22 protein-coding genes and 1 tRNA gene are annotated in these 25,886 nt (G+C 67.5%); 6 read left to right on the top strand and 17 right to left on the bottom strand.

The genetic code is table 11. From position 1 onward, the window contains the following. Positions 1-23: 23 nt before the first annotated feature. From AU198_RS18485 to AU198_RS18475, 3 genes are read left to right on the top strand one after another with little or no spacing between them, the layout of a single operon-like run. On the top strand, positions 24-1,064 hold the full coding sequence (locus tag AU198_RS18485) for a YncE family protein (protein WP_064350011.1): 1,041 nt from the start codon (positions 24-26) through the stop codon (positions 1,062-1,064). Next, the gene (locus AU198_RS18480; RefSeq protein ID WP_064350010.1) at positions 1,061-1,330 is read left to right on the top strand and encodes a DUF5703 family protein; all 270 of its coding nucleotides are present in this window, start codon (positions 1,061-1,063) and stop codon (positions 1,328-1,330) included. Before AU198_RS18485 ends, AU198_RS18480 begins: the two co-directional genes overlap by 4 nt. A gap of 7 nt (positions 1,331-1,337) precedes the next feature. Next, the gene (locus AU198_RS18475; protein WP_197416166.1) at positions 1,338-2,396 is read left to right on the top strand and encodes a quinone-dependent dihydroorotate dehydrogenase; all 1,059 of its coding nucleotides are present in this window, start codon (positions 1,338-1,340) and stop codon (positions 2,394-2,396) included. Here the strand turns inward: AU198_RS18475 and AU198_RS26840 are convergent. The 3 genes from AU198_RS26840 to AU198_RS18465 form a co-directional block, all read right to left on the bottom strand. Further along, positions 2,393-2,521 (bottom strand): hypothetical protein, encoded by a 129-nt coding sequence (locus AU198_RS26840; protein WP_263987669.1) that lies wholly within the window; start codon positions 2,519-2,521, stop codon positions 2,393-2,395. The genes AU198_RS18475 and AU198_RS26840 overlap by 4 nt on opposite strands. Positions 2,522-2,625: 104 nt before the next feature. Next, positions 2,626-3,156, bottom strand: coding sequence for a YbhB/YbcL family Raf kinase inhibitor-like protein (locus AU198_RS18470; RefSeq protein WP_064350005.1), 531 nt, complete (start codon positions 3,154-3,156; stop codon positions 2,626-2,628). Positions 3,157-3,175: 19 nt separating this feature from the next. Beyond that, positions 3,176-4,519, bottom strand: a complete 1,344-nt coding sequence (locus AU198_RS18465; RefSeq protein ID WP_064350198.1) for a M20/M25/M40 family metallo-hydrolase — start codon at positions 4,517-4,519, stop codon at positions 3,176-3,178. Positions 4,520-4,619: 100 nt separating this feature from the next. Between AU198_RS18465 and AU198_RS18460 the strand changes: the two genes are divergently transcribed. Further along, positions 4,620-4,708: transfer RNA gene (locus AU198_RS18460), tRNA-Leu, on the top strand. 2 nt (positions 4,709-4,710) lie between these two features. Here AU198_RS18460 and AU198_RS18455 read toward each other — a convergent pair. From AU198_RS18455 to AU198_RS18425, 7 genes are all read right to left on the bottom strand, one after another. Beyond that, on the bottom strand, positions 4,711-8,655 hold the full coding sequence (locus tag AU198_RS18455; protein WP_197416159.1) for a bifunctional nitrate reductase/sulfite reductase flavoprotein subunit alpha: 3,945 nt from the start codon (positions 8,653-8,655) through the stop codon (positions 4,711-4,713). 5 nt (positions 8,656-8,660) lie between these two features. Next, complete coding sequence (locus AU198_RS18450) at positions 8,661-10,091, bottom strand: nitrate/nitrite transporter (protein WP_064350003.1); 1,431 nt, start codon at positions 10,089-10,091, stop codon at positions 8,661-8,663. Between the two features lie 195 nt (positions 10,092-10,286). Then, the gene (locus AU198_RS18445; protein WP_064350196.1) at positions 10,287-11,813 is read right to left on the bottom strand and encodes an HNH endonuclease signature motif containing protein; all 1,527 of its coding nucleotides are present in this window, start codon (positions 11,811-11,813) and stop codon (positions 10,287-10,289) included. 75 nt (positions 11,814-11,888) lie between these two features. After that, positions 11,889-12,638: an alpha/beta fold hydrolase gene (locus tag AU198_RS18440; protein ID WP_064350001.1), complete on the bottom strand. Its 750-nt coding sequence runs from the start codon at positions 12,636-12,638 to the stop codon at positions 11,889-11,891. Positions 12,639-12,647: 9 nt separating this feature from the next. Continuing rightward, the gene (locus AU198_RS18435) at positions 12,648-15,920 is read right to left on the bottom strand and encodes a helix-turn-helix transcriptional regulator (protein WP_231744712.1); all 3,273 of its coding nucleotides are present in this window, start codon (positions 15,918-15,920) and stop codon (positions 12,648-12,650) included. Between the two features lie 72 nt (positions 15,921-15,992). After that, positions 15,993-17,534, bottom strand: a complete 1,542-nt coding sequence (locus tag AU198_RS18430; protein WP_064349997.1) for a phospholipase D family protein — start codon at positions 17,532-17,534, stop codon at positions 15,993-15,995. Beyond that, the gene (locus AU198_RS18425; RefSeq protein WP_064349996.1) at positions 17,531-19,075 is read right to left on the bottom strand and encodes a phospholipase D family protein; all 1,545 of its coding nucleotides are present in this window, start codon (positions 19,073-19,075) and stop codon (positions 17,531-17,533) included. Before AU198_RS18425 ends, AU198_RS18430 begins: the two co-directional genes overlap by 4 nt. A gap of 42 nt (positions 19,076-19,117) precedes the next feature. Between AU198_RS18425 and AU198_RS18420 the strand changes: the two genes are divergently transcribed. Further along, positions 19,118-19,849 (top strand): type 1 glutamine amidotransferase, encoded by a 732-nt coding sequence (locus AU198_RS18420; RefSeq protein WP_064349994.1) that lies wholly within the window; start codon positions 19,118-19,120, stop codon positions 19,847-19,849. Here the strand turns inward: AU198_RS18420 and AU198_RS18415 are convergent. Continuing rightward, a complete protein-coding gene (locus AU198_RS18415) occupies positions 19,828-21,177 on the bottom strand; it encodes a TIGR01777 family oxidoreductase (RefSeq protein WP_064349992.1) in 1,350 nt (449 codons plus the stop codon). The two genes, AU198_RS18420 and AU198_RS18415, sit on opposite strands and share 22 nt — an antisense overlap. 94 nt (positions 21,178-21,271) lie before the next feature. Between AU198_RS18415 and AU198_RS18410 the strand changes: the two genes are divergently transcribed. Continuing rightward, positions 21,272-21,943, top strand: coding sequence for a phosphoribosyltransferase (locus tag AU198_RS18410; RefSeq protein ID WP_064349990.1), 672 nt, complete (start codon positions 21,272-21,274; stop codon positions 21,941-21,943). A gap of 16 nt (positions 21,944-21,959) precedes the next feature. On the opposite strand, the gene AU198_RS18405 is transcribed toward AU198_RS18410, so the two are convergent. From AU198_RS18405 to pgeF, 6 genes are all read right to left on the bottom strand, one after another. Further along, on the bottom strand, positions 21,960-22,277 hold the full coding sequence (locus tag AU198_RS18405; RefSeq protein WP_064349988.1) for a hypothetical protein: 318 nt from the start codon (positions 22,275-22,277) through the stop codon (positions 21,960-21,962). Between the two features lie 25 nt (positions 22,278-22,302). After that, on the bottom strand, positions 22,303-23,103 hold the full coding sequence (wag31, locus tag AU198_RS18400; RefSeq protein ID WP_064349987.1) for a DivIVA-like cell division protein Wag31: 801 nt from the start codon (positions 23,101-23,103) through the stop codon (positions 22,303-22,305). Positions 23,104-23,308: 205 nt separating this feature from the next. Next, the gene (locus AU198_RS18395) at positions 23,309-23,599 is read right to left on the bottom strand and encodes a YggT family protein (RefSeq protein WP_064349985.1); all 291 of its coding nucleotides are present in this window, start codon (positions 23,597-23,599) and stop codon (positions 23,309-23,311) included. A 118-nt stretch (positions 23,600-23,717) separates the two neighbouring features. Continuing rightward, entirely contained in the window at positions 23,718-24,353 is a 636-nt protein-coding gene (locus tag AU198_RS18390) for a cell division protein SepF (RefSeq protein WP_064349982.1), read from the bottom strand. 13 nt (positions 24,354-24,366) lie between these two features. Next, the gene (locus tag AU198_RS18385; RefSeq protein ID WP_082691091.1) at positions 24,367-25,170 is read right to left on the bottom strand and encodes a YggS family pyridoxal phosphate-dependent enzyme; all 804 of its coding nucleotides are present in this window, start codon (positions 25,168-25,170) and stop codon (positions 24,367-24,369) included. After that, entirely contained in the window at positions 25,167-25,874 is a 708-nt protein-coding gene (gene pgeF, locus AU198_RS18380) for a peptidoglycan editing factor PgeF (RefSeq protein WP_064349980.1), read from the bottom strand. Before pgeF ends, AU198_RS18385 begins: the two co-directional genes overlap by 4 nt. Between the last annotated feature and the right edge of the window lie 12 nt (positions 25,875-25,886).

Raw genomic sequence — 25,886 nt, 5'->3', positions numbered from 1 at the left:
TACGCACGACCGAGAGCTACCCCTTGCCGACCGTTGTAAACACATCGAAGCAGCCGGTTCGCCGGATCGTGGCCGCGCTGGCTATCTCGTCCGCATTTGCGCTGGTCAGCGGCTGCTCATCGGACGGCTCCGACGCTCCGGCCACCATCGCGCCCGCGCAGGCCGCGGTGTCCCCGCCGGTCGCGGGCCGGCCGGACGGTGTGGTGCGGCCGTTGGTTGCGGACGCGCAGGCGGCCGTCGTCGACACGGCGAGCGGCTCATTGGTGGTGCTGGCGGCGGAGCCAGTGGTCACGGTGCTTTCCCGCAACGGCGGAGACGCCGCGACGGTGCCGTTGTCCAGCCCCGCCACCGCGTTGACCGGCGACGGTGACGGTCATGTCTACGCGGCGACCCGCGGCGGGTACCACCGGATCGACCTGGCCGGCCGCACCGCCACCACGACCGAGGTCGAGGGCCTGTCCGACACCGAGTTCACCGCCATCGCCCGGCGCGCGGACGGCCGGCTGGTGCTGGGCAGCGCCGACGGCGCCGTCTACACATTGAGCTCCGACAACACCGCCGTCGCCGCCGAGCTGAAGATCTTCGCCCGGGTGGATGCTCTTGTCACACAAGGAAACACAACCGTCGTGCTCGACCGCGCCCAGACCTCGGTGACGGCGCTCACCGAGAACGGCGAGGAACAGGCACAGGCACTGCGGGCGGGTGAGGGGGCGACGACGATGGTCGCCGACCCGGTCGGTCGCGTGTTGGTGGCCGACACGCGGGGCGAGGCGCTGCTCGTCTTCGGCACCGACCCGCTGATCCTGCGTCAGCGGTATCCGGTGCGCGGGGCCCCCTACGGCCTTGCCGGGTCGTCGACGTTGGCCTGGGTGTCGCAGACAGCGGCGAACGAGGTCGTTGGCTACGATTTGGCCACCGGCATCCCCGTCGAGAAGGTGCGATATCGAACCGTGCAGCAACCGAACTCCCTGGCATTCGACGAATCCTCTGGCACGCTGTATGTGGTGTCCGGATCGGGAGCGGGTGTGCAGGTGATCGTCGACGCGGCGAGAGCGCACGCATGAGCGCACTTCACCGCGGACGGATGCCAGCGGCTTGGGAGGACGCCGTCAAGGCCGACCTTTCAGACGACTACGAATGGATTCCGCTGCGGCTGCCGCCGGACGTCACGCGGATCAGCGCCTCGACGCGGTTGTCGATCGAGGCCGAATACCGCGGTTGGGAACTCACCCGCGTCAGGCTCTACACCGACGGTTCGCGACGGGTGTTGCTGCGCCGCAAGAAGACCGCGGCTAGCCGGATGGATGCCCCCGAGCAGCCCGCACAGTGATCCGATGATCTACCGCACGCTGCGGCGGACGCTGTTTCTCGTTGCGCCCGAACGGATTCACACGTGGGTGTTCGCGGTTCTGCGAGCCGTCACCTATCCGCCGTGGACCAGGCGCGCGTTGAGACGGTGGTTGGGGCCGCGCGATCCGGTATTGGCGAGCACGGTGTTCGGCGTCCGCTTCCCGGGACCGCTGGGCCTGGCCGCCGGGTTCGACAAGGACGGCAGCGGACTGCACACCTGGGGCGCGCTCGGATTCGGGTACGCGGAGGTGGGCACCGTGACAGCGCAAGCCCAGCCCGGCAATCCGAAACCGAGGATGTTCCGCCTCCCCGACGACCATGCGTTGTTGAACCGGATGGGCTTCAACAACCACGGTGCGGGGGAACTGGCGGTGAGGTTGGCGCGGCACCTGCCCGATGTCCCGATCGGGGTGAACATCGGCAAGACGAAGGTCTCGCCACCGGAGGCGGCGGTGCAGGATTACGCGACATCGGCGCGCCTGTTGGGGCCGCTCGCCGCGTACGTGGTGGTCAACGTCAGCTCACCGAACACGCCGGGGCTGCGCGACCTGCAGGCGGTGTCGTCGTTGCGCCCGATCCTGACCGCCGTGCTCGCGGAGACGTCGACACCGGTGCTGGTGAAGATCGCACCGGACCTGTCCGACGAAGACGTCGACGAAATCGCCGATCTGGCAGTGGATCTCGGCCTGGCAGGCATCGTGGCCACCAATACGACGGTGTCGCGTGACGGCTTGGTCACCCCGGGCCTCGACGAACTGGGGTCGGGCGGAATCTCCGGGCGGCCGGTGGCCGCGCGCTCGGTCGAGGTGCTGCGCAGGCTCTACCGCCGCGTCGGGGACCAGCTGGTGCTGATCAGTGTCGGCGGCATCGAAACCGCCGACGACGCGTGGGACCGCATCATCTCCGGCGCGTCGCTGCTGCAGGGCTACACCGGGTTCGTGTACGGCGGCGGGCTGTGGGCCAAGGGCATCCACGATGGAATCGCCCGCCGCCTTCACGAGGGGGGCTTCGGCTCACTGGCCGAAGCGGTCGGTTCTGCGGCCTAACTGGCGCGCTTGCGCTTGCGGATGAACTCACCCGCCTCGGCGTCGCGCTGACGCTTCTCGGCGCGCCGCTCCTTGAGGGACCGTCCGGTCTTCTTCAGGTTCTTACCCGGTTTCTTGTCAGCCATTGTCGCTCCTTAAGCAGAAGTGGCAATCACTCACCCGCGACCATACGTCAGTTCCTCAGAAAAGCCAGTGACGCAGGAAATCGAAGCGCGCAGAGCCGATTTCGCTACTTCTGTTCGTAGGTCGCGTGGATCAGCGCCCGGGCGATCGCCTGCTGGAACAGGTTGAACCCGAGGTAAGCGGGAGTCGCGTCCTCGGGCAGGTCGAGCTTTTCGACGCCGACGGCGTGCACGGCGACGATGTAGCGGTGCGGGCCGTGTCCCGGCGGCGGGGCGGCGCCGATGAAGCGCTTGAGGCCGGCGTCGTTGCGCAGCGTGAGCGCATCGCCGGGCAGGCTGCTGCCGTCGCCGGCGCCGGCGGGCAGTTCGGTGACGGTGGCGGGCAGGTTGGCCACCGCCCAGTGCCAGAAACCGGACGCGGTCGGGGCGTCGGGGTCATAGACCGTCACCGCGAAGCTGCGGGTCTCCTCGGGGAAGCCCGACCACGTCAGGTGCGGCGACACGTCGTTGCCCCCGGCGCCCATGATGCCGCTGACCTGGTCGTTACCCAGCGCGTCGCCGTCGTTGAAGGTGTTCGAGGACAGCTTGAACGAAGGTAGCTTCGGGAGGAACTCGTACGGGTTGTAGTCAAACGCCATGACTCGTCCTTTCGTCGATTCAGCAGTGCAGCAGGAAGTGTTCGAGAACCTGGGTACCGAACGTCAACGCGTCAACGGGTACCCGTTCGTCGACGCCGTGGAACAACGCGGTGAAGTCGAGGTCGGGCGGCAACTGCAGCGGCGCGAACCCGAAGCATCGAATCCCCAACTGCGCGAACGCTTTCGCGTCCGTTCCGCCGGAGAGCATGTACGGCACGATGCGGGCGTCGGGGTCCACGGACAGGATCGCGCCGTTCATCGCGTCGACCAGGTCGCCGCCGAAGGTGGTCTCATAGGACGGCAGTTCGGTGACCCACTCCCGGGTGACGTTCGGGCCGATCAGCTCGTCGACCTCGCGTTCGAAGGCCGCCTGGCGCCCCGGCAGGATCCGGCAGTCCACCACCGCTTCGGCCGACGCCGGGATCACGTTGGCCTTGTAACCGGCCTTGAGCATGGTCGGGTTGGCGGTGTCGCGCAGGGTGGCGCCGACCACGCGGGCGATCGGGCCCAGCTTGGCGATCGCGCCGGGCAGATCCGGTGAGTCGACGTCGAACGAATATCCGGTCTCCTCGGTGACAGCCGCCAGGAACTGGCTGACGGCGTCGGTCATCACCAGCGGGAACTCGTGGCGGCCCAGCTTGGCCACCGCTTCGGCGACCGCGGTCACGGAGTTGCTGTCGTGGATCATCGAGCCGTGACCGGCGTGGCTGCGCGCGGTCAGTTTCATCCAGTTCATCGACTTCTCGGCCGTCTCGACCAGGTAGAGGCGTCGCTCCCCGCCGTCCTTGCGCGGCACGGTCAGGGAGAAGCCGCCGACCTCGCCGACCGCCTCGGTGACCCCGGCGAACAGGTCGGGCCGGTTCTTGACCAGCCAGTGTGAGCCGAACTTGCCGCCGGCCTCCTCGTCGGACAGGAACGCGAAGATCAGGTCGCGCGGCGGGGTGATGCCCGCGCGCTTGAAGTGCCGCGCGATCGCGATCATCATGCCGCACATGTCCTTCATGTCGACCGCGCCGCGGCCCCACACGTAGCCGTTCTCGACCGCCCCGGAGAAGGGGTGCACGCTCCAGTCGGCGGCCTCGGCGGGCACCACGTCGAGGTGGCCGTGCAGCAGCAGCGAGCCGCGCGAGCTGTCGGCGCCCTCGAGCCGGGCGAACACGTTGCCCCGGCCCGGCGCGCCTGCCTCGACGTATTCGGTCGCATAGCCGACCTCTTCGAGCTGCTCGGCCACCCAGCGCGCGCACTCGGCCTCACCCTTGGTGGTGGCCGGGTCGCCGGTGTTGGACGTGTCGAACCGGATGAGCGTGCTGACGAGGTCGACGACCTCCGCTTCGGCGTTGACGGGACCAGTCACAGTGCTAATGGGTAGTGCTCCTCTCGTCCGCCACCATTCGTACCATTGACCTGCCAGCTGGGTTTGGGTCACGCCTCGGTGATCCGATAGCCTTAGCTGCCCACAACGAGTCCGAGTGGCGGAATGGCAGACGCGCTAGCTTGAGGTGCTAGTGCCCTATTAACGGGCGTGGGGGTTCAAGTCCCCCCTCGGACACCAGGTCAGTAGACGTCGCGCACGTAGCGTTTGGCCGCGACCAGCTCACGTTTGTAGTCGTGCGCCTGGTCGTGCGACATTCCGCCGTGCCGCTCGATGATCGTGGTCAACGCGGCGTCGACGTCCTTGGCCATACGGGTGGCGTCGCCGCAGACGTAGAAGTGCGCGCCGTCGTCGAGCCAGCGCCACAGCTCGGCCCCTTGTTCGAGCATCCGATGCTGGACGTACACGCGCGAGGCCTGGTCGCGGGAGAACGCGAGATCCAACCGGTCGAGCAACCCGTCGCGGGCCATGTCCTCGAAATCGTCGCGGTAGTAGTAGTTCTGAGCGCGGTGCTGCTCACCGAAGAACAGCCAGTTGTGACCGCGGTGCCCGAGCGCCCGTCGCTCCTGTAGGAAGCCGCGGAACGGCGCGACGCCCGTACCGGGGCCGACCATGATCATCGGCACCGAGCCGTCCTCCGGCGGGCGGAAGTGCGGTGAGCGCTGTAGGAAGACCGGCGCCGACGATGCGCGGTCGGCCAGGAACGTCGAGCAGACGCCGCCACGACGGCCGCCGTCGGCCCCGCGGTAGCGCACCACCGACACCGTCAGCTGTACCTCGTTGGGGCTGACCAGCGGACTCGACGAGATCGAGTAGCTGCGCGGGGTCAACCGGACCAGCACCTCGCGCCACTCGTCGGGATCTGCGTGCACAACGAACTCCTGGACGAGGTCCAAGCCGTTGCGACCGATCAGCCACTTGTCCAGCTTGGCCTTGGGCGCGCGCAACGGCTTCGCGCCGCGGCTGTGCTCGGCGATGAAGCGCACCAGATCGGGAGTGACCCGGCAGAAGTCGAAGTGGCTGATGAGCGCGTCGCGCAAAGGCTGCTCCGCCCCGTCGACCTCGACGGTGTGCTGAGCCGGCATCCCGGTGGCCGCCAGCCACGCGTCGACCATTGCCGGATCGTTGGTGGCGCACACCCCCAGCGAATCACCTGCGGCGTAGGTGACGTCGTGCTCGGAGATGTCGAAACCGAACTGGCGCACCTCCTTTCGGGAGGCCGGCCCGTTGAGCACCATATTGCGGGACAGCGGCACGATGAGAGGACGCGCACGGGTGAACGGCTGCGCGACGGTGGTGGGCCGCACGAGTGTTGAGACACTACCGGTCGACGGTGAGATCCCCGGATTGAGCAGTGCGGTGACGTCGTCGGCCCAGCGTCGCATCCGCTCGTCGTCGTAGGCCTCGCAGTCGGCGCGTTCGAGCAGCCGGACGGCGCCGAGGTCGGCCAGCCTGGTGTCGACGGCCTTGGCGTATCCGCAGAAGTCGTCGTAGGAGCGGTCGCCGATACCCAGCACCGCGTACCGCACGCCGGTCAACCGCGTCGCCTCGTCGGATGCCAGCCGCTGCCAGAAGCCCGCACCGTTGTCGGGCGGTCCGCCGTCGCCGAACGTGCTCGTGACGACGAGCACGTCGCGGGCGGCCGCGAGGTCCGCGGGGGCGACATCGTCCATGTTGACCAGCTGGGCGTTGCCGAGCCGCTCGGCCAGCCGCGAGGCGAAGTCCTCGGCGTTGCCCGTCTGGGAGGCCCAGAGCACGAGCGGCCCGTCGTCGAGTTGTGTTCGGGCGACCGGTTCTTCTGACGGGCGGTGAGCCTGCCCGGCGAGCAAACCGTTGATCCACTGCCGCACCTCAGTGGATACGGGCGCAGAGTCGGGCAGCACCGGAGCCTCCGACTGTGCCTCGGCCAGGCCGCTGAAAAAGCCTGACACATAAAGCGCTTCCTGATCGGTGAGCGTCGGGGACGCAACAGGCTGCAGGTTGACCGCGCAGACCTTGAATTCGGGCTGCAGCGAGTCGGGGTCGACGGCGTCGTTGGTCAACGCGTTGACGGTGAGGTTTTCGCCGTGCTCGTCGTTCCAGTGGAACGGCACGAAACAACTGCCGGGGCGGACGCGTACCGTGACGGCGGCGGGTAGCACCGCGCGCCCGCGTCGCGTCGTGAGTTCGACCGGTCGTCCGTTCTCGATGCCCAGCTGCAGCGCGTCCTCGGGATGCACCTCGACGAACGGCTCACCGGTCAACTTGTTGAGCGACTCGACGCGTCCCGTTTTGGTCATGGTGTGCCACTGGTGTTGTAGCCGGCCGGTGTTCAGGGTCAGCGGGTACTCGTCGTCGGGCAGTTCCCGCGCGTCCATGTGCGGGCGGGCGTGGAAGACCGCCCGCCGCGACGGGGTCGGGAAGGCCAGCCGCGGTGCGCGACCGTGCTCGTCGACGAAGTACTCCTGGCTCACACCGTCGTTGAGGTAGCGGATGGGATGGCGATCCTGCGGATCGTCGGGTGGGCATGGCCACTGCACCGGTGTATCCCGTAGCCGCGCATAGCTGACGCCGCGAAGGTCGTAGCCCGACTTGGGGTTCCAGAATCGCCGGATCTCGTCGAAGACCTGCTCGCTGGAGGTGTAGGCGAAGTGCTCGCCGAAACCCATGTGGGCTGCGACCTGGCAGATCAGCTGCCAGTCGGGCCTGGCCTGTCCGGGCGCCGGGATGGACTGCTGCAGCAGGGTGAGGTTGCGCTCGGAGTTGACCATCACCGCATCGGATTCCGCCCACATGGTCGCGGGTAGCACGATGTCGGCGTAGGCGTTGGTGGCGGTTGCGCTGTAAGTGTCCTGGGTGATGACGAGCTCGGCGGACCGCAGCCCTTCGATGACCGTCGACCGGTTGGCCACGCTGGCAACGGGATTGGTGCAGATGATCCAGCACGCCTTGATGTCACCGGCGGCGAGCTGCCGGAACATGTCGATGGTGCCCGGTCCGACGTCCGCGCGGATCGTGCCGGGCGCCACGCCCCACTGCTCCTCGACGAATGCGCGGTCCTGCGCCGAGGTCACCGAGCGCTGCCCCGGCAATCCCGGTCCCATGTAACCCATTTCGCGTCCGCCCATCGCGTTGGGCTGACCGGTCAGCGACATCGGTCCGCTGCCCGGTCGGCAGATTGCGCCCGTGGCCAGGTGCAGATTGCAGATCGCGTTCGTGTTCCAGGTGCCGTGCGTGCTCTGGTTGAGCCCCATCGTCCAACAGCTCAGCCACTCCCCCGCGTCGGCGATCATCCGCGCGGCGAGCCGGATGTCGGCCTCCGCCAGACCCGTGACCTGAGCGACGCTTTCGGGCGTGTAGTCGGCGAGGAATGCCGGCATCGCCTCCCAGCGCTCGGTGTGGGCGTCGATGAAATCGCGGTCGATGTCGCCGTTTTCGACCAACAGATACAACAGCCCGTTCAGCAGCGCGAGATCGGTGCCGGGTTTGATCTGCAGGAAGAGGTCGGCGCGTTCGGCGGTCGTGGTGCGGCGCGGATCGACGACGATCAGCTTGGCGCCCGCCTTGAGTCGGTCGGCCATGCGCAGGTAGAGAATGGGGTGGCAGTCGGCCATGTTGGAGCCGATGACGAAAAACAGGTCGCTGCAATCGAAATCGGCGTACGACCCCGGCGGGCCGTCGGCACCCAGCGATTGTTTGAAGCCGGTTCCCGCGCTGGCCATGCACAGCCGTGAGTTCGACTCGATGTGAACCGTGCGCAGGAACCCCTTGGCCAGCTTCGTGGCGAGATACTGCGCTTCGATGGACATCTGGCCCGAGACGTAGAGCGCGACCGCGTCGGGACCGTGCTGCTCGACGATCTCTCGCAGTCGTCGACCCGCCTCGGCGACGGCGTCGTCGACGGGCGTCGGGACCAGTTCCTCGTCACGGCTGGGCCGCAGCATCGCCGAGGTCAGCCGGCCGTCTGCGGCGCGCATCAATTCGGCGTGGGTGGCGCCCTTGGTGCACAGCCTGCCGAAATTGGCTGGATGCAGCTTGTCCCCGGAGACCCGCGCGATGACCGGCTTGCCGGTCTCGCGGTCGGTGGCGGTGTGCACCTCGATACCGCAGCCCACGCCGCAGTACGAGCACGCCGTCCGAGTCACCATCGGCGTCAAGCGGGCACCGGTGAAGCGGCGCGGCCGACCTGCTCGCCGGCGCCAGACCGCGAGGTCTGCATGCGCAGGAACACGAACCACGTGACGATCGCGCAGATAACGTAGAACCCGAGGAACACCCAGAACGCGTTGGTGGCCGATTTGGCGTCGCTGACGTACGAGGCACGCAGGACGACGTTGATGAACACGCCGCCGAGGGCGCCGACCGCACCGGCGAAGCCGATCAGCGCGCCGGACATGCTGCGCGACCAGGCGGCCTTGTCCTCGCGGCTCCATTCGTCGCGGCCCTGGGCCTTGGCCTCGAAGATCGACGGGATCATCTTGTAGGTCGAGCCGTTGCCGATGCCCGACAGGATGAACAGCAGGATGAATCCGGTCACGTAGGCGGCCATCTGCGCGCCGGTGGCCGCGCCTGCCATGCCGTCGTCGAGCACGCCCGCCGCCACCAGGATTCCGGCGGCGAAGATCATCGCGATGAAGGTGTAGAGGGTGACCCTGCCGCCACCGACCCGGTCGGACAGCTTGCCGCCGAAGGGGCGCGGGATGGAACCGAGCAGCGGGCCGATGAACGCGATCTGGGCGGCGTGCAGCGAGGCCTGCGCGGGGGTGTCGCCGCCGGCGAGGAAGTTGATCTGCAGCACCTGTCCGAAGGCGAATGAGAAGCCGATGAACGAGCCGAAGGTGCCGATGTAGAGGAAGCTCATCACCCAGGAGTGCTTGAACCGCAACGCCTCTACCATGGCGCCGAGGTTGGACCGCTGGTTGCCGAGGTTGTCCATGAACAGGGCAGCCCCAAGCGCGGCCAACGCGATCAGGACAAGGTAGATGGCGCAGACGATTTCGGGTGCGGTGTTGCTGACGGTGGCGATCACCAGCAGGCCGACCAGCTGGATCACCGGTACGCCGATGTTGCCGCCGCCGGCGTTCAGGCCGAGCGCCCAGCCCTTGAGCCGCTGTGGGTAGAACGCGTTGATGTTGGTCATCGAGGAGGCGAAGTTGCCGCCGCCCACTCCCGCGACGGCGGCCACGAGCATGAACGTGGTGTAGGTCGTGTCGGGGTTGCTCATCGCCCACAGCGTCAGCACGGTGGGGATCAGCAGCAGCAGGGCGCTGACGATGGTCCAGTTGCGCCCGCCGAATCGCGCGGGTGCGATGGTGTACGGGATCCGCATGAACGCGCCGACCAGGGTGGGCATGGCGACGAGGTAGAACTTGCCCGCCGCGTCGATGCCGTAGACGTCCTGGGGCATGAACAGCACCATCACCGACCAGATCGACCACACCGAGAATCCGACGTGCTCGGCGAAGATCGACCAGATCAGGTTCCGCTTGGCGATCTTGTTACCGCCGGATTCCCAGGCCTCGACGTCCTCGGCGTCCCAATCTTCGATGGTGCGGCTGCGGCTCAGAGTCTTCACGGGCACCAGAGTCGCCCGAACCCATTCCGCATCCGTTGCGTCATCGTGACGTAAACGTCAACTCCAGCTCACATACGTAACGGATACGCGTGCGGGGTGCACGAAACCATGCCGAAACAAATGTGGCCGGGGCCACTCCGCGGCATCTTCAAAGGGGCATCTTCAAAGGGGCCGCCGCACACCTCGGCGAAAGCGCCGCAGGTTTCAGAACGGTGCCGGTCGCCGGTTCCTCGCGCGTTCGGCCTTGATTCGCGCGGCGTATTCGGCGGCGCGGCTACGCCGTCGCAGCGGCATCATCAGCCCGCGGTCGCAGACCGTCGGCGGCGAGGTCGGCGGCGGAGGAAGGTCAGCGGTCGTCGTATCCCACGTCGGAAAGAACAGCCTGCTTCCGGGATTTGTGGTGTATTTCCGACCGCTCGGCGAGGTCCAGATCACCGTGCCGTCTGGCAGCTGAACATCGTCCCATCCGCCAAATGTCTTGGCTAGATGGTGTTTTCGGCACAGACACTTGAGGTTGGACGGATGTGTGGGCCCGAACGGATACGGGACGGTGTGATCGATGTCGCAACGATCGGCTGGCATGCTGCAGCCGGAGGCCCGGCAGTGCAGATCTCGCATGCGCACGAACTGGGCCAAGTCCGCCGACGGGCGGTAACGCGGCTCGGGCTCGTCGCTGGGCAGTTTGATCGGACGGATCTTCGCGCCATCACGGATCAGTTGGGCCAGAAGCGGTGCAGGCAGGATGTTCTCGCCGAGGATGAGTGCTGTGGGCGGCTTGGCCTTGTACTCGCGGGCCGTCGGGGCAGGCCCCTTCGACTCGCGGGCTGTCGGCGTAGGTCCCTGAGACTCGCCGGCTGTCGGGGCAAGTCCCTGAGACTCGCGGGCTGTCGGGGCAGGTGCGTCGGACTCGCGGGCCGTCGGCTGCTGTAATGCCGCTTCGGCCGCTGACCGCTCGGCGAAAACGTTGACGACGACGTTCGACGACCGCGGCACGTCAGCCGACGGACACGTGTCCGATCCGCAGCGGCACGCGAGGCGGTCATTGCCCGAGATCATCGCACCGACCGCGTCCGATCGGCGCTCCCCGGCGGATCGAGGATCGGCATCGCACAGGCCCTGCACCATTGCAGCGATGCGACGTTTGAGCACCGCCCCATCCGTGGCCAGCAGCCGGCCCCACACCGACGTGGTTCCTGCCGGATCGTCGATGTCGCCGACTGAGAAGTCTCTGCTGCGAATGGTTGTTTCGCTGCGGCGCAAGGCTTCTGGATCGTACCGCTCGACCCACGCGTCAATTGCCCTCTCGAGCTTGTCATCGGACAGCCGACCCCATTTCGTCGCGCCTTCTGCAAGGGCAGCGTCGATCAAGGCCAGCGCCTCAGCGTCGTAGACGAGCTGTGTGCGCCACGTGAGCGCCGAGACGACCCGGGAGTTGATGGCGCCCTGCAGATACAGCGCCGCAACGCGCGGAAGCCGGTCCCGAAGTGCGATCGCTATGCGCATCTGTGCCGAGGCCCTCCTGTGGCCGACGGTCATAGCGGCCGCGACTTCGGCGGCGGCCGCATCCCAACCGTCGAATGCTGCTCGGTCGTCATCGTCGACTCGGCGGCGGGCGAGTTCGGCGATGGCCGCCAGCCGACGGGCTCCCGCCCTTGCTTCGGCCCGCGTGCTCTCCTCGATCGCGGCGACGACGGCGGCATCGTCAGCCTCCGAGTACTTCGAGTCGAACATGTGTTCGAGTATGCCACCGCCCACCGACACGTTGACTCATCAGAATGCGCGCGAACGGCTGAGCCGACAAGACCGTCAGTCAGCGGCGGTCTCCCAGAAGCGCGTGAGCACCTCGGCCCCGTGCGCCGGATCCTGGACCATCCACCAGTGTCCGAGCCCCTCGAGAACTCCGGTCCGCGCGCCGGCACGCTCGGCCGCACGCCGGCGCATGTCCTCGGTTCCGACGTACGGATCCTCGGTGGCGAGTATCGACAGGCCGGGCCGCGAGGCGGCGGTGCCCAACCCGCGCCCGGCTTCGCGGAGAACCGGCTGGGCGGCCGATCGGTACAGCACCAAGATCGCGCTCCCCATCTCCGGGCCTTGGGCCTTCGCCAGCGATGTCGCGATGTCGATTGGCAGCCCGAGATCGGCCATCTGCGCCGTCCTGTCCGCGACCGTGCCGCCCATCATCGCCTCGACCAGTTCCTCGCCGGCTCCCGGCGTCTGCCACACCTGCGCGAGGTCATGCCAGACGTAGTCGGCATCGAACAATCCCACGACGTCACTGGCCCAGGTGCGCAGGAGTTCGGGACGGTGCATCGCCACGTTGACGACGTGGCCGCCGCCCCAGTCGTGTCCCACCAGATCGACCGGCTCGTCGAAGCGCTCCAGTTCGCGCTCGAGCCAGTCGCGATAATCGAGATAAGTCGCCGAGAAGTCGTCGGGCAGCGGTGCACCGAATCCGGGCGGAGAGAGCCGCACCACGTCATCGCGGCCGAGCGCGTCGACGAGCGGACCCCAGATCGCCTCCGTCTCCGGATTGCCATGCACCAGAACCACTGTCATACAGCGATCCTAGGCGTGCCGCGCGGCCTCCTGAGCCAGCTGCACGCGCGACGCAAGTCCCAGCTTGGTGTAGACGTGGGTCAGATGCGTCTGCACCGTCCGATGGGACATGAAGAGCCGTGCGGCGATGTCCTTGTTGCCGAGTCCCTCGGCGACCAATCGGACCACGCCGAGCTCGGTCGGAGTCAATGAGGCCCAACCGCTCGACGGGCGTTTGCGCTCACCGCGTCCGCGCTGCGCATACGCGATGGCCTCTTCGATGGACAACGCGGTCCCTTCGTCCCACAGCGCCTCGAAGTCGTTCTTTCCGAGGGACTCCGTGAGTAGCGACACCGATTCCGCGTACGTCGCGTCGTGCACCCGGAGCCGGACCAGTCCCATGCGTTCCCGCATAGCGTCGGCGGCACCGAGGAACCGCGCAGCATTGCGCTGATCGCCGGCCGCACCTGTCAACTCACCGAGCACCTCGAAGGCATCGGGCGCGATTTGATAGGTCTGATGGCCGGCAATGCAGTCGAGCGCTCGACGCAGATCTTCATCGGCCTGAGCCAGTTCACCCTGCGCCATCGCGACGCGACCGCGGATCACCAGGGCCCGCGCCAGATGCCACCCATGCATCAGCGACACGTCAACATCCGAATACTCTCTGGCAGCGCGCAGATCGCCTTTGGCGAGTTCGAGCTCTGCCAGTGGATTGACGTTCGTTATCGCCGTTTCGGGCTGTGCATTGATGCGCTGCGACGCCAAATCACACGCCCGGGCAGCCGCTTCCAGATCGCCCTCGGCGAGGGCAGCATAAGCCAACGGCGCGTACGCCCACGGTTCGAGGTAAGGACCGACCGTGGATGCGGTTTCAATGGCCGCCTCGGCCAAACTTCGACCCGCGGCGGGGTCGCCCGTCGATACAGATACGTGCGCAAGACCGATACGCGCAAGGAGGCCGTGCAGCACGTCCCCTGATGCGTCGGCCTCAGCGAGAAGTGCCTGCAATGACTCTGTGCCGTACTTCAGATCGCCGTGCTGGAACGCCGCCAGCGCCGGGCCCCAGTAACGGTTCATGCGCGCCATGAACACGTCTCCGACTCCCTCGGCCAGTGACTGGCCCTCCTCGCCGGCCGCCCGGGCCGCCACCGGATCTCCGAGGAGGATGGCAATGAGCGCCTTCCACGCGAGGATCTGGCAGAGTCGCCACCGATCGTCCAACCTCCGCGCCAAATCCAGTGCTTCATCGATGTACGGGTACGCCGCCTGGGCGTCGAACGTGGCCGCCCCGACACACGACACCAGCACCCGAAGCAACAATGCGGGGTCGTCGAGCTCCCTTGCCGTCGCCAGGGCCAGTTCGAGATCGTCGGTGACGCCGACCGTGACCGCCCACGCGTGGAGCACCGCCCGATCGGCAACCGCACTGAGCCGGGCTACCACATCGGACGCTCCCTCCAGCGCCGGATCGCTCAGCACGCCGTTGAACCAGGACAACCCCTCTTTGACCCGTCCGCGCATGAGCCACAGCGGTTGCAGCGAGCTTGCGAGGCGCAACGCCGCGTCGATGTCCTGACGCTCCCGGCTCCACGCGAAAGCGGCACGGAGGTTGTCGATTTCGAGTTCGGCCTGTGAGACGAGGCGTTCATACTCGGCGCATCCCGGCACCTCGAGTTGAGCGGTCATCGAGTTGTAGTGATCCCGGTGGCGGCCTCGCACGACATCGGCTTCACCGGACTCACCGAGTTTGTCCAATGCGTACTGGCGGACCGTTTCCAGTAACCGGTATCGCACTCGCCCACTGGAACTTTCGGCCAACACCAGCGACTTGTCCACCAGGAGCATCAGCAGATCGAGCACCTGGAAGCGCTCGACCTCTCCGCCCGCGGCGACGGCCTGAGCCGCCTCGAGGTCGAAATCCCCGGCGAACGCCGCCAGGCGCCGGAAGACGACTCGTTCGGGTTCGGTCAACATCTGATGCGACCAGTCCACAGAGGCTTTGAGGGTCTGCTGGCGACGCACCGCTTTTCGTGATCCGCCCGTCAAGAGACGGAACCTGTCGTGCAGCCCCTCGAGGATCTCGCGCACGGACAGGGCGCGGACCCGGGCGGCCGCCAACTCGATGGCCAGCGGCATACCGTCCAGACGCTGGCAGATCTCGCTGACGATCGCGAGGTCCTTGTCCGAGGGAGTGAAATCCGACTGGACATGGCGGGCGCGGTCGACGAACAGCTCGACGGCTTCGTCGTCGATCACCAGGGACGCTACTCGCCAGATGAGTTCACCCTCGACGCCGATCGGTTCGCGGCTGGTGGCCAGCAGCCGCAGCGCGGGACACCGATCCAGGAGAGTGGTGATCAGCTCGGCACTGACCTCGAGCAGGTGTTCGCAGTTGTCGAGCACCGCGAGTCCCGCACGCTCGCCGATGAACTCGACGATGCTGTCCATTGTCGAGCGACCCGGTTGATCCGGTACCCCGAGCGCTCGGAGCACGGCAACGGGCACGAGATCCGGGTCGCTGATCGGAGCGAGATCTACGTACCAGACCGAAGGCAGATCGGTACGATCCGCAATCTGCACGGCCAGCCGTGTCTTGCCCACCCCGCCCGCACCGGTCAGCGTCACAAGCCGGTTCTCGGTCAACAGCTCGCGGATGTCGGCGATCTGTGTGCGGCGCCCGATGAATCGCGTCAGCTGGGCGGGCAGGTCGTGTCTCAGCGCGGCCTCGGCAGTACGCAGGGGCGGGAAGTCGTTGCGGATGTCGGGGTGGCACAGCTGCACAACGCGTTCGGGCCGTGGGAGGTCCCGCAACGGATGCGATCCGAGGTCGCTGAGCCACGCACCCTCGGGCAGATAGTCGACGACCATGGATTCGGTCGCACCCGTCAGCACCGTCTGCCCGCCGTGTGCGAGATCGCGCAGCCGCGCCGTGCGGTTGATCGTCGTCCCGATGTAGTTGCCCTCGTCGCGCAACTGGATCTCGCCGGTGTGCACGCCGATGCGCAGCCGGATCGGGGCCAGCGGCGCCCGCTGCAAGGCCAGCGCGCACGCCACCGCATCGCTGACGCGCGCGAACGCCAGCACGAAGCTGTCGCCCTCGCCCTGCTCGACGGGACGGGCGCCGTTGTTCATGATCACGAGATCGGCCAGCGTCGCGTCGAGCCGCCGGATGGCCGCGCGCATTTCCTCGGGCTGCGAGTCCCACAACCGCGTCGACCCTTCGACGTCGGCCAGCAGCAACGTCACGGTTCCGGTCGGCAGTCCGCTCACACCAAGTTCGCTCCACTCGAGTGCGCTCATGCTAGCCAGCATGCGACCCGCGTATCGACAAAACATCAGCGCAAGCGCGTAGATTTCACCCGCGCAGCCCGGTCACAGCCGCCGTTTCAGCCGGTCCCGATACGACCGCCCGTCCGGGTCGTACATGAACCGGTATACGGGCTCGGCCCACAACCGTGTCAGAAGCCCGAGCCGCTCGGCCTTGTGCGGGCGCAGCCGGCCCGGCGGCCTCGGCCCCTGTCGACCGGAGGCATACCAGGCCTCCAACGCCTCAGCGGCCTCGACGATCTCGGACACGGCGGTGACCGGATCGACCAGTCCGCCGTCCTCGCTGCCGTCCCCGGCCCGGTCCAGGTGCTCGCGCATCAGCCGCAGCCTGAAGTCGCGGGCGAACACACCGTCGGAATCCAGTACGGCGCAGGACAACTCGCTGTCATGCGTCCACGATCGCCGGTTGAAGTTGTCGCTGCCCGAGCACGCCCACACGTCGTCGATCACGCACACCTTCGCGTGCACGTACACCGGTGTGCCCTCATGGTTCTCGACATCGAATACATGCACCCGGTCCGGTGCGGCGCGGTGACACGTCTCGATGGCCTGCCAGCGGCCGACCTGGTTGGGCGGCAACGCCAGCCGGCCGTCGACGTCGGGGTAGCGCGGCACCACCGCAATCAGATGCAGATCTGGGTTCTCCCGTAGCGAACCCGCGAACAGGTCGGCCACCCGCTTCGACCACAGGTACTGGTCCTCCAGGTAGATCAGCCGACGGGCGCGCGGCACCGCCTTGCTGTAGGCGCGGGCGATGCTGCGCTCGCCGTGCGGCGCGAAGTCGTAGGTGAAGTGGGCGTCCGGATAGGTCCGCAGCACCTGCACGCTGTGCGAACCACACCGTGGGGGGTCCGGCGGTTGCTCCGGCAGCTCGTCGGCCGTCATGTCCGCGCCACTGAACTTGTCGCGCAACCACGCCAGGGGGTTCAGCATGTCCAGCGACGCCGGATCGTTCCACCGCTCGCGAAACGTCATGTCCAACGCGCCGACGACAGGCCCCTGCAGCCGCAGCTGCACGTCGTGCCAGGGCGGATGGTCACCGTAGCGCGGTGACATCTCGATCGCCTGCGGGTCGCCGCGGTGCGAGGCGTCATCCCTGCGCGAGTGACACAGATCGATGCCTCCCGCGAACGCCACATCGCGCTCCGGCTCACCGGGATGCCGGATCACGACCAGCTTCTGGTGGTGCGAACCGCCGATCCGCACCCGCTGGTCCAACAGGACCTCGCCGCCGGCCTTCTCGATGTGCTCACCGAGATGGCGGTTCTCTTCTTCGCTGTAGGACAGTTCGTCCAGATGCGACCGCCACACCAGGCCCTTGACCACCACACCGCGTTCTGCTGCGCGGCAGAACAATTCGCGAACGGTCGGACCGTCGTCGCGCATCTTCTGATCCGGATCGCCACGCCAGTCGGTGAAGAACATGTAGTCACCCGCAGCAAGCGCCTCCACCTCGGTGGCGAGCTGGTCGAAGTAGGTCGAGCCGTGCACGAGCGGTTCGACGCGGTTGCCGTCGCACCACGGCGGGATGTCCGATGCGGGGTTGCCCCGCTCCTGCGCGGTCAGGAACCACTCCTCGACGTTCACGGGCGCCGCCGCAACAACCGGTCGCGGTACGAGCGACCATCGGGGTCGAAGATCATCCGGTAGGCGGGTTCGGCCCACAGCCGCGTCAGCGGATCGACCCGTTCGCTCTCGTGTGGCCGCAGCCGCCCGGGTGGTCGCGGCCCGGAGCGGCCCGACCGATGCCACTTTTCCAACGTCTCTGCACAGGCGACGATCTCGTCGACGGCGGTCGCCGGGTCGAGCAGACCCTCGTCTTGGCTACCGTCCTCGGCCCGATCGAGGTGCTCGCGCAGCAACCGCAGCCGCAGATCGCGCGCGAAGCTGTCATCGGCGTCGAGCACCGCGCAGGACAGTTCGCTGTCATGCGTCCACGACCGGCGATTGAAGTTGTCGCTGCCGATGCAGGCCCAGGTGTCGTCGATGACACACACCTTGGAGTGCACGTAAACCGGTGTGCCCTCATGGTTTTCGACATCGAAAACGTGCACCCGGTCGGGTGCGGCGCGTCGGCACGCGTCGAGCGCCAGCTGGCGCCCGACCAGCGTCGGTGGCCGGCCCAAACCACCCTCGAGATCGAAATACCGGGGCACGACAGCCACCAGCTGCAGTTCGGGGTTCTCGGTCAGCGCGCCGACGAGCAGGTTGGCGACCTCCTCGGACCACAGATACTGATCCTCCAGATAGATCAGGCGCCGGGCGCGCCGGATCGCCTTCGTGTAACCGCGCGCAATACTGCGTTCGCCCTCCTTGGCGAACTCGTACTCGATCAACGCGTCACCGTAGGTGCGAAGCACCTGCACCGCGTGCGGCCCGCAGGCCGGCGGGTCCGGTGGCTGGTCCGGCAACGGGCGTCGTCGCGAATCGCCACCGAACCTGTCGCGCAGCCACGCGAGCGGGTTGAACAGATCCAGCGGAGCCCGCGCCGTCCACCGCTCCCGGAACGTGACGTCCAGCGCGCCGATGACCGGACCACGCACCTGCAGTTGCACGTCGTGCCACGGCGGCCGCTCCCCGTACCGGCTCGACATCTGCACCGCCTGCGGGTCACCGCAATGCGAGGCGTCGTCACGGCGCGAGTGGCACAGGTCGATGCCTCCGATGAACGCCACGTCGCGATCCGGTTCCTCGGGATGGCGCAGCAACACCAGCCGCTGATGATGCGATCCGCCCACCAGCACCCGCTGATCGAGCAACACCTCCCCGCCCGCGCGCTCGATGGTTTCGGCCAGATGGCGGTTCTGCTCCTCGTTGAACTGCAAGCGATTCGGATACGACCGCCACATCAGGCCCTTGACGAGCACGCCGCGTTCGGCCGCCGCGCGGAACAGTTCGGCGACGGTCGGGCCGTTGTCGCGCAATCTCTGGTCTGCGTCGCCGCGCCAGTCGGCGAAGAACAGGTGATCTCCCGCGCCGAGCTCTTCGACCTCCGTGACGAGCCGGTCGAAATACGCCGCGCCGTGGATCAAAGCCTCGGCCTGGTTACCCTCGCTCCACGAGGGCAGCTCCCAGTCGGGATTGCCGCGTTCACCGGCGGTGAGGAACCATTCGGCCAGCACTGACACCCCGTGGGATGCCCACTCGACACGGGATCTACGCGCGAAATAATGGGGCGCGTGACGGCAAAAGCCCTGTTCCTCTACAACGACCCCATCGCGACCGAGGCGCTGCTGGGCGAGGCGTTCGTCGACGCGGGCTTCGACGTCCACACCTTCGAGGTGGTACCCGCCGAGCGCGCACACTTCCCGGCCCGCGACGTCACTTTCCCTGATCCGACCAACTACGACGTGCTCGTTCCCCTGGGTGCGCGCTGGCCCGTCTACGACGACGCGCTGCGCCGCACCTGGGTCGGCGAACAGATGACGATGATGCGCCGCGCCGCCGCCGGCATCGCGATTCTCGGCATCTGCTTCGGCGGCCAATTGCTGGCGCAGACGTTCGGCGGAACGGTCACACGAGCGCCGTCACCCGAGATCGGTTGGTATGACGTCGAGTCCACCGATCCCCTGCTGCTGCCCGGTGGCCGGTGGTTTCAGTGGCACTACGACAGCTGGACACTGCCGCCCGGTGCCATCGAACTGGCCCGCACCGCCACCGCTTCCCAGGCGTTCCTGCTCGGCCGCACGCTCGCCCTGCAATTTCACCCCGAGGTCGACCTCGAGCTGCTGGACCGATGGTTGGCCGACGACGAAGTCGGCGAGATCGCCGCGTCCGGTCTAAGCCACGACGAATTACGTTCTCAGACAAGCATATTCGCAGACGATGCGGCCAACCGGGTGCGACGTCTCGTACACGGTTTCGTGACGCGCGTGGTGGGTCAACCGTGCCCGAGCTCGTGAGCGAGCGCGCCGTCGAGCGACGGATGGCGGAAGCGATGCCCCAGCGCCTGCAATGCGGCGGGCAGCACCCGTTGATTGGCCTCGGCGAGTTCGCGGGCCCCCTGCTCCCCGAGCAGTAGCCGCGGCCCGAACGACGGCACCGGCACGACGGCGGGACGACGCAGCACCCGCGCCAGCGTCCGGGTGTAGTCGGCGTTGCGCACCGGATGCGGGGCCACGGCGTTGACCGGACCGGCCATCCGATCGTCGTAGAGCGCACGCAGGTACACGTCGAGCAGATCATCGAGCGCGATCCACGCCAGCCACTGCCTGCCGCCGCCCAGCCGGCCGCCCAGGCCGGCGGCGAACAGCGGTCGCATCAGCCGCAGCGTGCCGCCACGCGCGGACTGCACGATCCCCGTCCGGACGGTGACGACCCGCAGCCCCGCCTCGGCGGCCGGAGCCGTGCCCGCCTCCCACTCCCGGACCACCTCGGCCAGGAAGCCGTCGCCGGCCACGCTTTCCTCGGTCAGCGCCGCATCACCGCGGTCGAATCCGTAGATGCCGACCGCCGACGCGCTGATGAACATTCGGGGGCCGTTGTCGGTCCGGGCCGCCGCATCGGCGAGCCGACGGGTCGGTTCGACGCGGCTGGCGCGGATCGCGTCCTTGTGGGCGTCGGTGAACCGGCCGGCGATCGACGCGCCTGCCAGGTGCACGACCGCGTCGACCCCGGTCAGCAGTCCGGGGTCCGGCCGATCGGGGTTGCACTGCCGCTCGTCGGAACCCGTCGCCGCCCGTCGCACCAGCCGGATCACCCGGTGCCCTCCGGTGCTCAGAAACGCGGTCAACGCCGAGCCGACCAGCCCCGACGCACCCGTGACCGCGACGGTGAGCGGTGCCAGCCCGGCGCCGGCGGCGTCGCGGTGGGCGGCCAGATCGTCAGCCAACTGGCGGTGGCGGTAGACGAACATTCCCCGCAACGCCGCCCCCGGCACCGGCGCCTCGACGCGGTCGTACACCCGGGTGCCGCCGGAGGCTTCACCGAACTCGTGAATGTGGGTCCACCGGCCGACCAGGCGCGGCGGCCACGAGGCCGGCCCATCCGAGGACAGCACGTCGACGAAGCGATGCGGCGGGTCGTAGCGGTCCGGGTCGTGCTGGGCGATCCAGCGCAGACCTCCCGGCAATCCGAGCACCGCGCGCCCGTCGGCCAGCGATCCCGCTTCGGCGATCACCTTCATCGGCTGCCACGGCGGGATCAGTCGCCTCATCGCGCCGGGTCGTTCGTACCAGGCGAACACCTCGTCGCGCGGGTGCTCGACGACACTCTCGTATTCGATTCCCATGTTTCGATATTCGTCGCCGTCGTGCCGATGGATTGCGTCCGGGTGGGGTACCCACGGTCGTAGTCTGACAAGGTCCCACATCGAAGCGGCTGTCATGAACGGATGGAGCGGGCTCGCCCGCCGAAGCGGCAAACGCCTGTATCAGGATCGCCGGGAGGCCGGCGAGGTTCTGGCCGGCGAGTTGTCGTCCTACCGCGGTCACGATGTGGTGGTGTTGGGTCTCGCGCGCGGCGGCGTTCCGGTCGCCTGGCAGGTGGCCCGCTCGCTGGAGGCTCCCCTCGACGTCTTTCTGGTCCGCAAGCTCGGGGTGCCGCAGTGGGAAGAGCTGGCCATGGGTGCGCTGGCCAGCGGAGGCGGCGTGGTCGTCAACGAGAACCTGGTCCGCAACCTGGGCATCGGCGACGAGGCGATGCAGGCCGCGATCGCGCGCGAGACCGAGGAACTGAGCCGCCGCGAGCGGGCCTACCGGGGCGACCGGCCACCGCCGCAACTGGCGGGCAGGACGGTGATCCTCGTCGACGACGGAATCGCCACCGGAGCCAGCATGCTCGCCGCGGTGCGTGCCGTGCGGGCTCAGAACCCGGCTCGGGTCGTGGTCGCGGTCCCGGTTGGACCGCCGTCGGCGTGCCGGGAGCTGGCCAGGGAAGCCGACGACGTGGTCTGCGCGAGCATGCCCCCGGGCTTCGAGGCCGTCGGCCAGGTGTTCGCCGACTTCCATCAGGTCAGCGACGACGAGGTCCGCGAACTGTTAACCGACCGGAATTAGCAAGGGCCGCAACGGATTAGCGGCGGTCTTCGCCTGAGTCGGCTTGTTCGACGACCGTGGTCTCGTCATCGGCACCGGCGTACTCCGGTTGCTCGGCCACGGTCTCGTCGTCGGGATAGTCCTCGTAGTACTCCGGGTCGGCATCGGTCTGCGCGTCGGCGGCGGTGTCGGCCCTGCGGCCCGACCGCTCCCGCACCGCGTCGACGATCAGCAGCACCACACCGATCACGCTGGCCGCGATACAGACCCAGGCGATCAGTTCATTGCTGGTGACAACGGCCGTCACCAGCGCCGCGAGGCCGATGACAGCGAGGACGAGCGCAACGATCAGCATTGATCAACCCTAGGCCAAGCGGGTCTCAGTTGTTTCCCCGGTTGAACTGATTGAAGCCGCCACCGTCGTTTCCGGCGCTGGAGTCGACGGGCGCGGCCGAACCGCGCTGGCCGAGCTCCTCGAGCTGGGACTCCAGATAGGTCTTGAGCCGGGTGCGGTATTCGCGCTCGAAGGTGCGCAACTGTTCGAGGCGGCCCTCCAGCACCGTGCGCTGCTGGTTGATGGTGCCCATGATCTCGGAGTGCTTGCGCTCCGCGTCGGCCTGTAGGGCGTCAGCCTTCTCTTGCGCCTGGCGCAGCTGCGCCTCCGACCGGGTCTGGGCGTCGGCCAGCATCGCGTCGGCGCGCTGGCGAGCATCGGCGACGGTGGTCTCGGCGGTCTGTCGCGCCTCGCTCACCATGGCATCGGCCTGCGCCCGCGCATCGGCGAGCAGCTTCTCCGACTCGGCCTTGGCGGTGCTGGTCAACCGGTCCGCGGTGTCCTGGGCGAGGCTCAGCACCTTCGCCGCCCTCAACGCCTGGTCCTCGCTGGCCTGCGCCGAGGGCGCCTCGTACGCCGGCTGCGGCGTCGGAGCGGGCTCGGGGGCGGGCTGCTCGTAGACGGGTATGGCCTGTGTCGACTGGCCACCGCCGGAACCGCCGGAAGCCAACTCCTGCTCCAGCTCGGCGACACGCTGCCGGAGATCCGCGTTCTCCTCGATGAGGCGCGTCAACTCGTTCTCGACCAGATCGAGGAACGCGTCAACCTCATCCTCGTTGTAGCCGCGCTTGCCAATGGGTGGCTTGCTGAACGCGACGTTGTGAACGTCGGCGGGTGTGAGCGGCATTGTCGCCCCCTATGAAGTCTGGACAGTCAACCGGTCTCAAAGTGTAAAGCGTGGGTGGAACGTAACTGGCGTCCATCCTGTCACACCAGCCGCGGCCGTAGCAGAAGAGGATGAAATTAAGAGCGAATTTCAAACACGGCCGGTCACCCGACGACCATTTCGCCGCTCAATTTCTTCTCGGCAAACGTCCGCTGCGTGCGCGGTCTCAGGCCGCCGCGCCGAAGGCCAGTTGCATACCGATGAACGCGACCAGCAGCAGCACCATGATCGACAGGTCGAACCGCACCGCACCTATCGTGAGCTGGGGAATGAGGCGCCGCAGCAGCTTCACCGGCGGATCGGTCAAGGTCATGATGATCTCGAGGATCACCACGGTGGCACCCTTCGGATGCCAGTCCCGCGAGAACGACCGGATGAACTCGACCACGACGCGCGCGATCAGCAGCAGCCAGAAGACGAACAGGGCGAAGCCCAGGATTTCAAAGAAGAGCGACAACGCCGACGGTCCTCACTACGGGCACAAATGTGACTTTTGATACAGGCTTGATACAGGCAAGTCGCCAAAGACCGCTCAAGCCCGCACGCGACGCCAGCCTACCCGCCGGTGAGAAGACCTATTGATAGGAGTAGAAGCCGGCCTCGGCGATGCGGCGCCGCTCTTCGGCCGTCACGTCGATGTCGGCCGGCGACAGCAGGAACACCTTCGTGGCGACCTTGTCGAAGGACCCCCTCAGCGCGAAAGCCAGGCCCGCGGCGAAGTCGACGAGGCGCTTGGCATCGGCGTTGTCCATCGAGACCAGGTCCATGATCACCGGGGTTCCGTCGCGGAACCGTTCGCCGATCGTGCGGGCCTCGCTGTAATCCTTGGGCCGTAGCGTGGTGATCTTCGCCAGCGGGCTGCCCGCCTCGAACAACTCGGCCATCCGGCGGGGGTCCATGGCCAGCGCGCCACGGGTGGCGCCGCGCATCGGGGCGAAACGTGGTGCGGGACGCTCGAATTCGCGCGGTGCGCGCAGTCTCGGCTCGAAGCGGTCCTCGTAACCGCGGTAACCGCCGGGCGCATCGTCGTAGTCGCGGTCGTCGTAGCCGCGGTGCCCCGGGCCGTAACCGTCGTCGTCGAAATGGTCGTCTCGACCACGGCGCGAATACCCACGGGAGGCGCCGCGGTCGTCGTCCTCGTAGTACTCGTCGTCGTAATCGTCCATCGGGGCCATACCGAAGTAGGCCTTGACCTTGTGAAGTGTGCTCATCGTTCGACCCTTCTCATGCCCTGGACTCTGGTGTCTGTGATGAAGATGTGACTGGAGTGACTACTTCTGGTGACGGTAAAGGACGTTGTCCCAATAACGCGGTACCGACACGCACACATGTGGAGCCGTGTTTGACCGCCGCTTCGAGATCGTTCGACATCCCGGCCGACAGCTCGAGGCGCTGCGGGTAGGCGGCCTGGACCCGCCTGTACTCGGTGTTCACCCGCGCGAACGCCGCGTCAGCGTCCTCGTCGAGCGGAGGGATCGCCATCAGACCGGCGAACGCCAACCCGGATGCGGCGTGCGCGGCGGCGCACAACTCATCGACCGCGTGGGGCCTGTTGAGGTCGACACCGCCGCGCTTTTCGTCCCCGTCGAGGCTCACCTGGATGAAGACGCGCAGCGGTTCGGCGCGTCGGCCCTCGTCGAGCGCGGAGGACGCCGCGCGGCTCAGGGCGTCGACCAACTTGCGGGTGTCGACCGAGTGCGCCGCATACGCCCAGCCGGCAATGGACCGCGCTTTATTGCGCTGTATCCGTCCGACCATGTGCCAGCGAATGGGTCCGATATCCGGAATCGAAGCGATTTCTGAGACCTTATTCGACGCTTCCTGTTCCCGTGATTCGCCGAAAGCCTCACAACCCAAACGGCGAAGAATTGCGACATCGCCGGCGGGAAAGAATTTGGTTACCGGTAACAATTCAATTTCGCCGATATCGCGTCCCGCGGCCTCGGCGGCGGCGGCGAGCCTGGTGCGCACGGCCACCAGCGCTTCGCTCAGCTCGACTTCGCGGGATGACGGCACGGTGTCGCTCACTCCATCCACACCAGTGAGGCGAGCCGCCCGGTCGGGGCGTCGCGCCGATGGCTGAACAGGTTGGGGTCCTCGACCGTGCAGCGAGGGTCGACGTCGATGGCCTTGACGCCCAAATTCGTTAACTGCCGGTGGATTCCGGCTCGCAGGTCCAGCGCGGGCGTGTTCTTCGCACTCGTCGTGCGGCTGCCGGACAACGTGGTCTCGACCTCGGCGGCCATCGCGGCCGGGACCTCGTAATTGCGCCCGCTGGCCGCGGGCCCGAGCAGCGCCGAGATGTCCTCGGCGTGCGCGCCCAGCGACAGCATCACCTCCACGGTGCGCGACACGACGCCCTTCTGCGCACCGACGCGCCCGGCGTGCACGGCGGCCACCACACCGGCGCGCGCGTCACCCAATAAAACGGGAACGCAATCGGCGGTAACCACCGCCAAAGCCAATCGCGGTGTGGCGGTGACCAATGCGTCAGTTTTATCGACGGCGCGATCCGTGGCGCCGTCGACCACGACGACGTGATCGCCGTGCACCTGATTCATCCACACGATCGCGTCGTCGCCCAATCCGATGGCGTCGCCGAGCCGTTTACGGTTGGCGGCCACGGCCTGCGGATCATCGCCGACGTGGTCACCGAGGTTGAAGGTGTCGAACGGCGGCGCGGAGACGCCGCCGGCCCGTGTCGTGGTCACGCGCCGTATGCGAACCGTCACGGTCGCCAGTAT

The sequence above is a fragment of the Mycobacterium sp. GA-1199 genome (genome assembly GCF_001500045.1).
GTDB lineage: Bacteria > Actinomycetota > Actinomycetes > Mycobacteriales > Mycobacteriaceae > Mycobacterium.
Note: the sequence above shows the minus strand (reverse complement) of the source record. Positions and strands in the feature narration are given on the sequence as shown.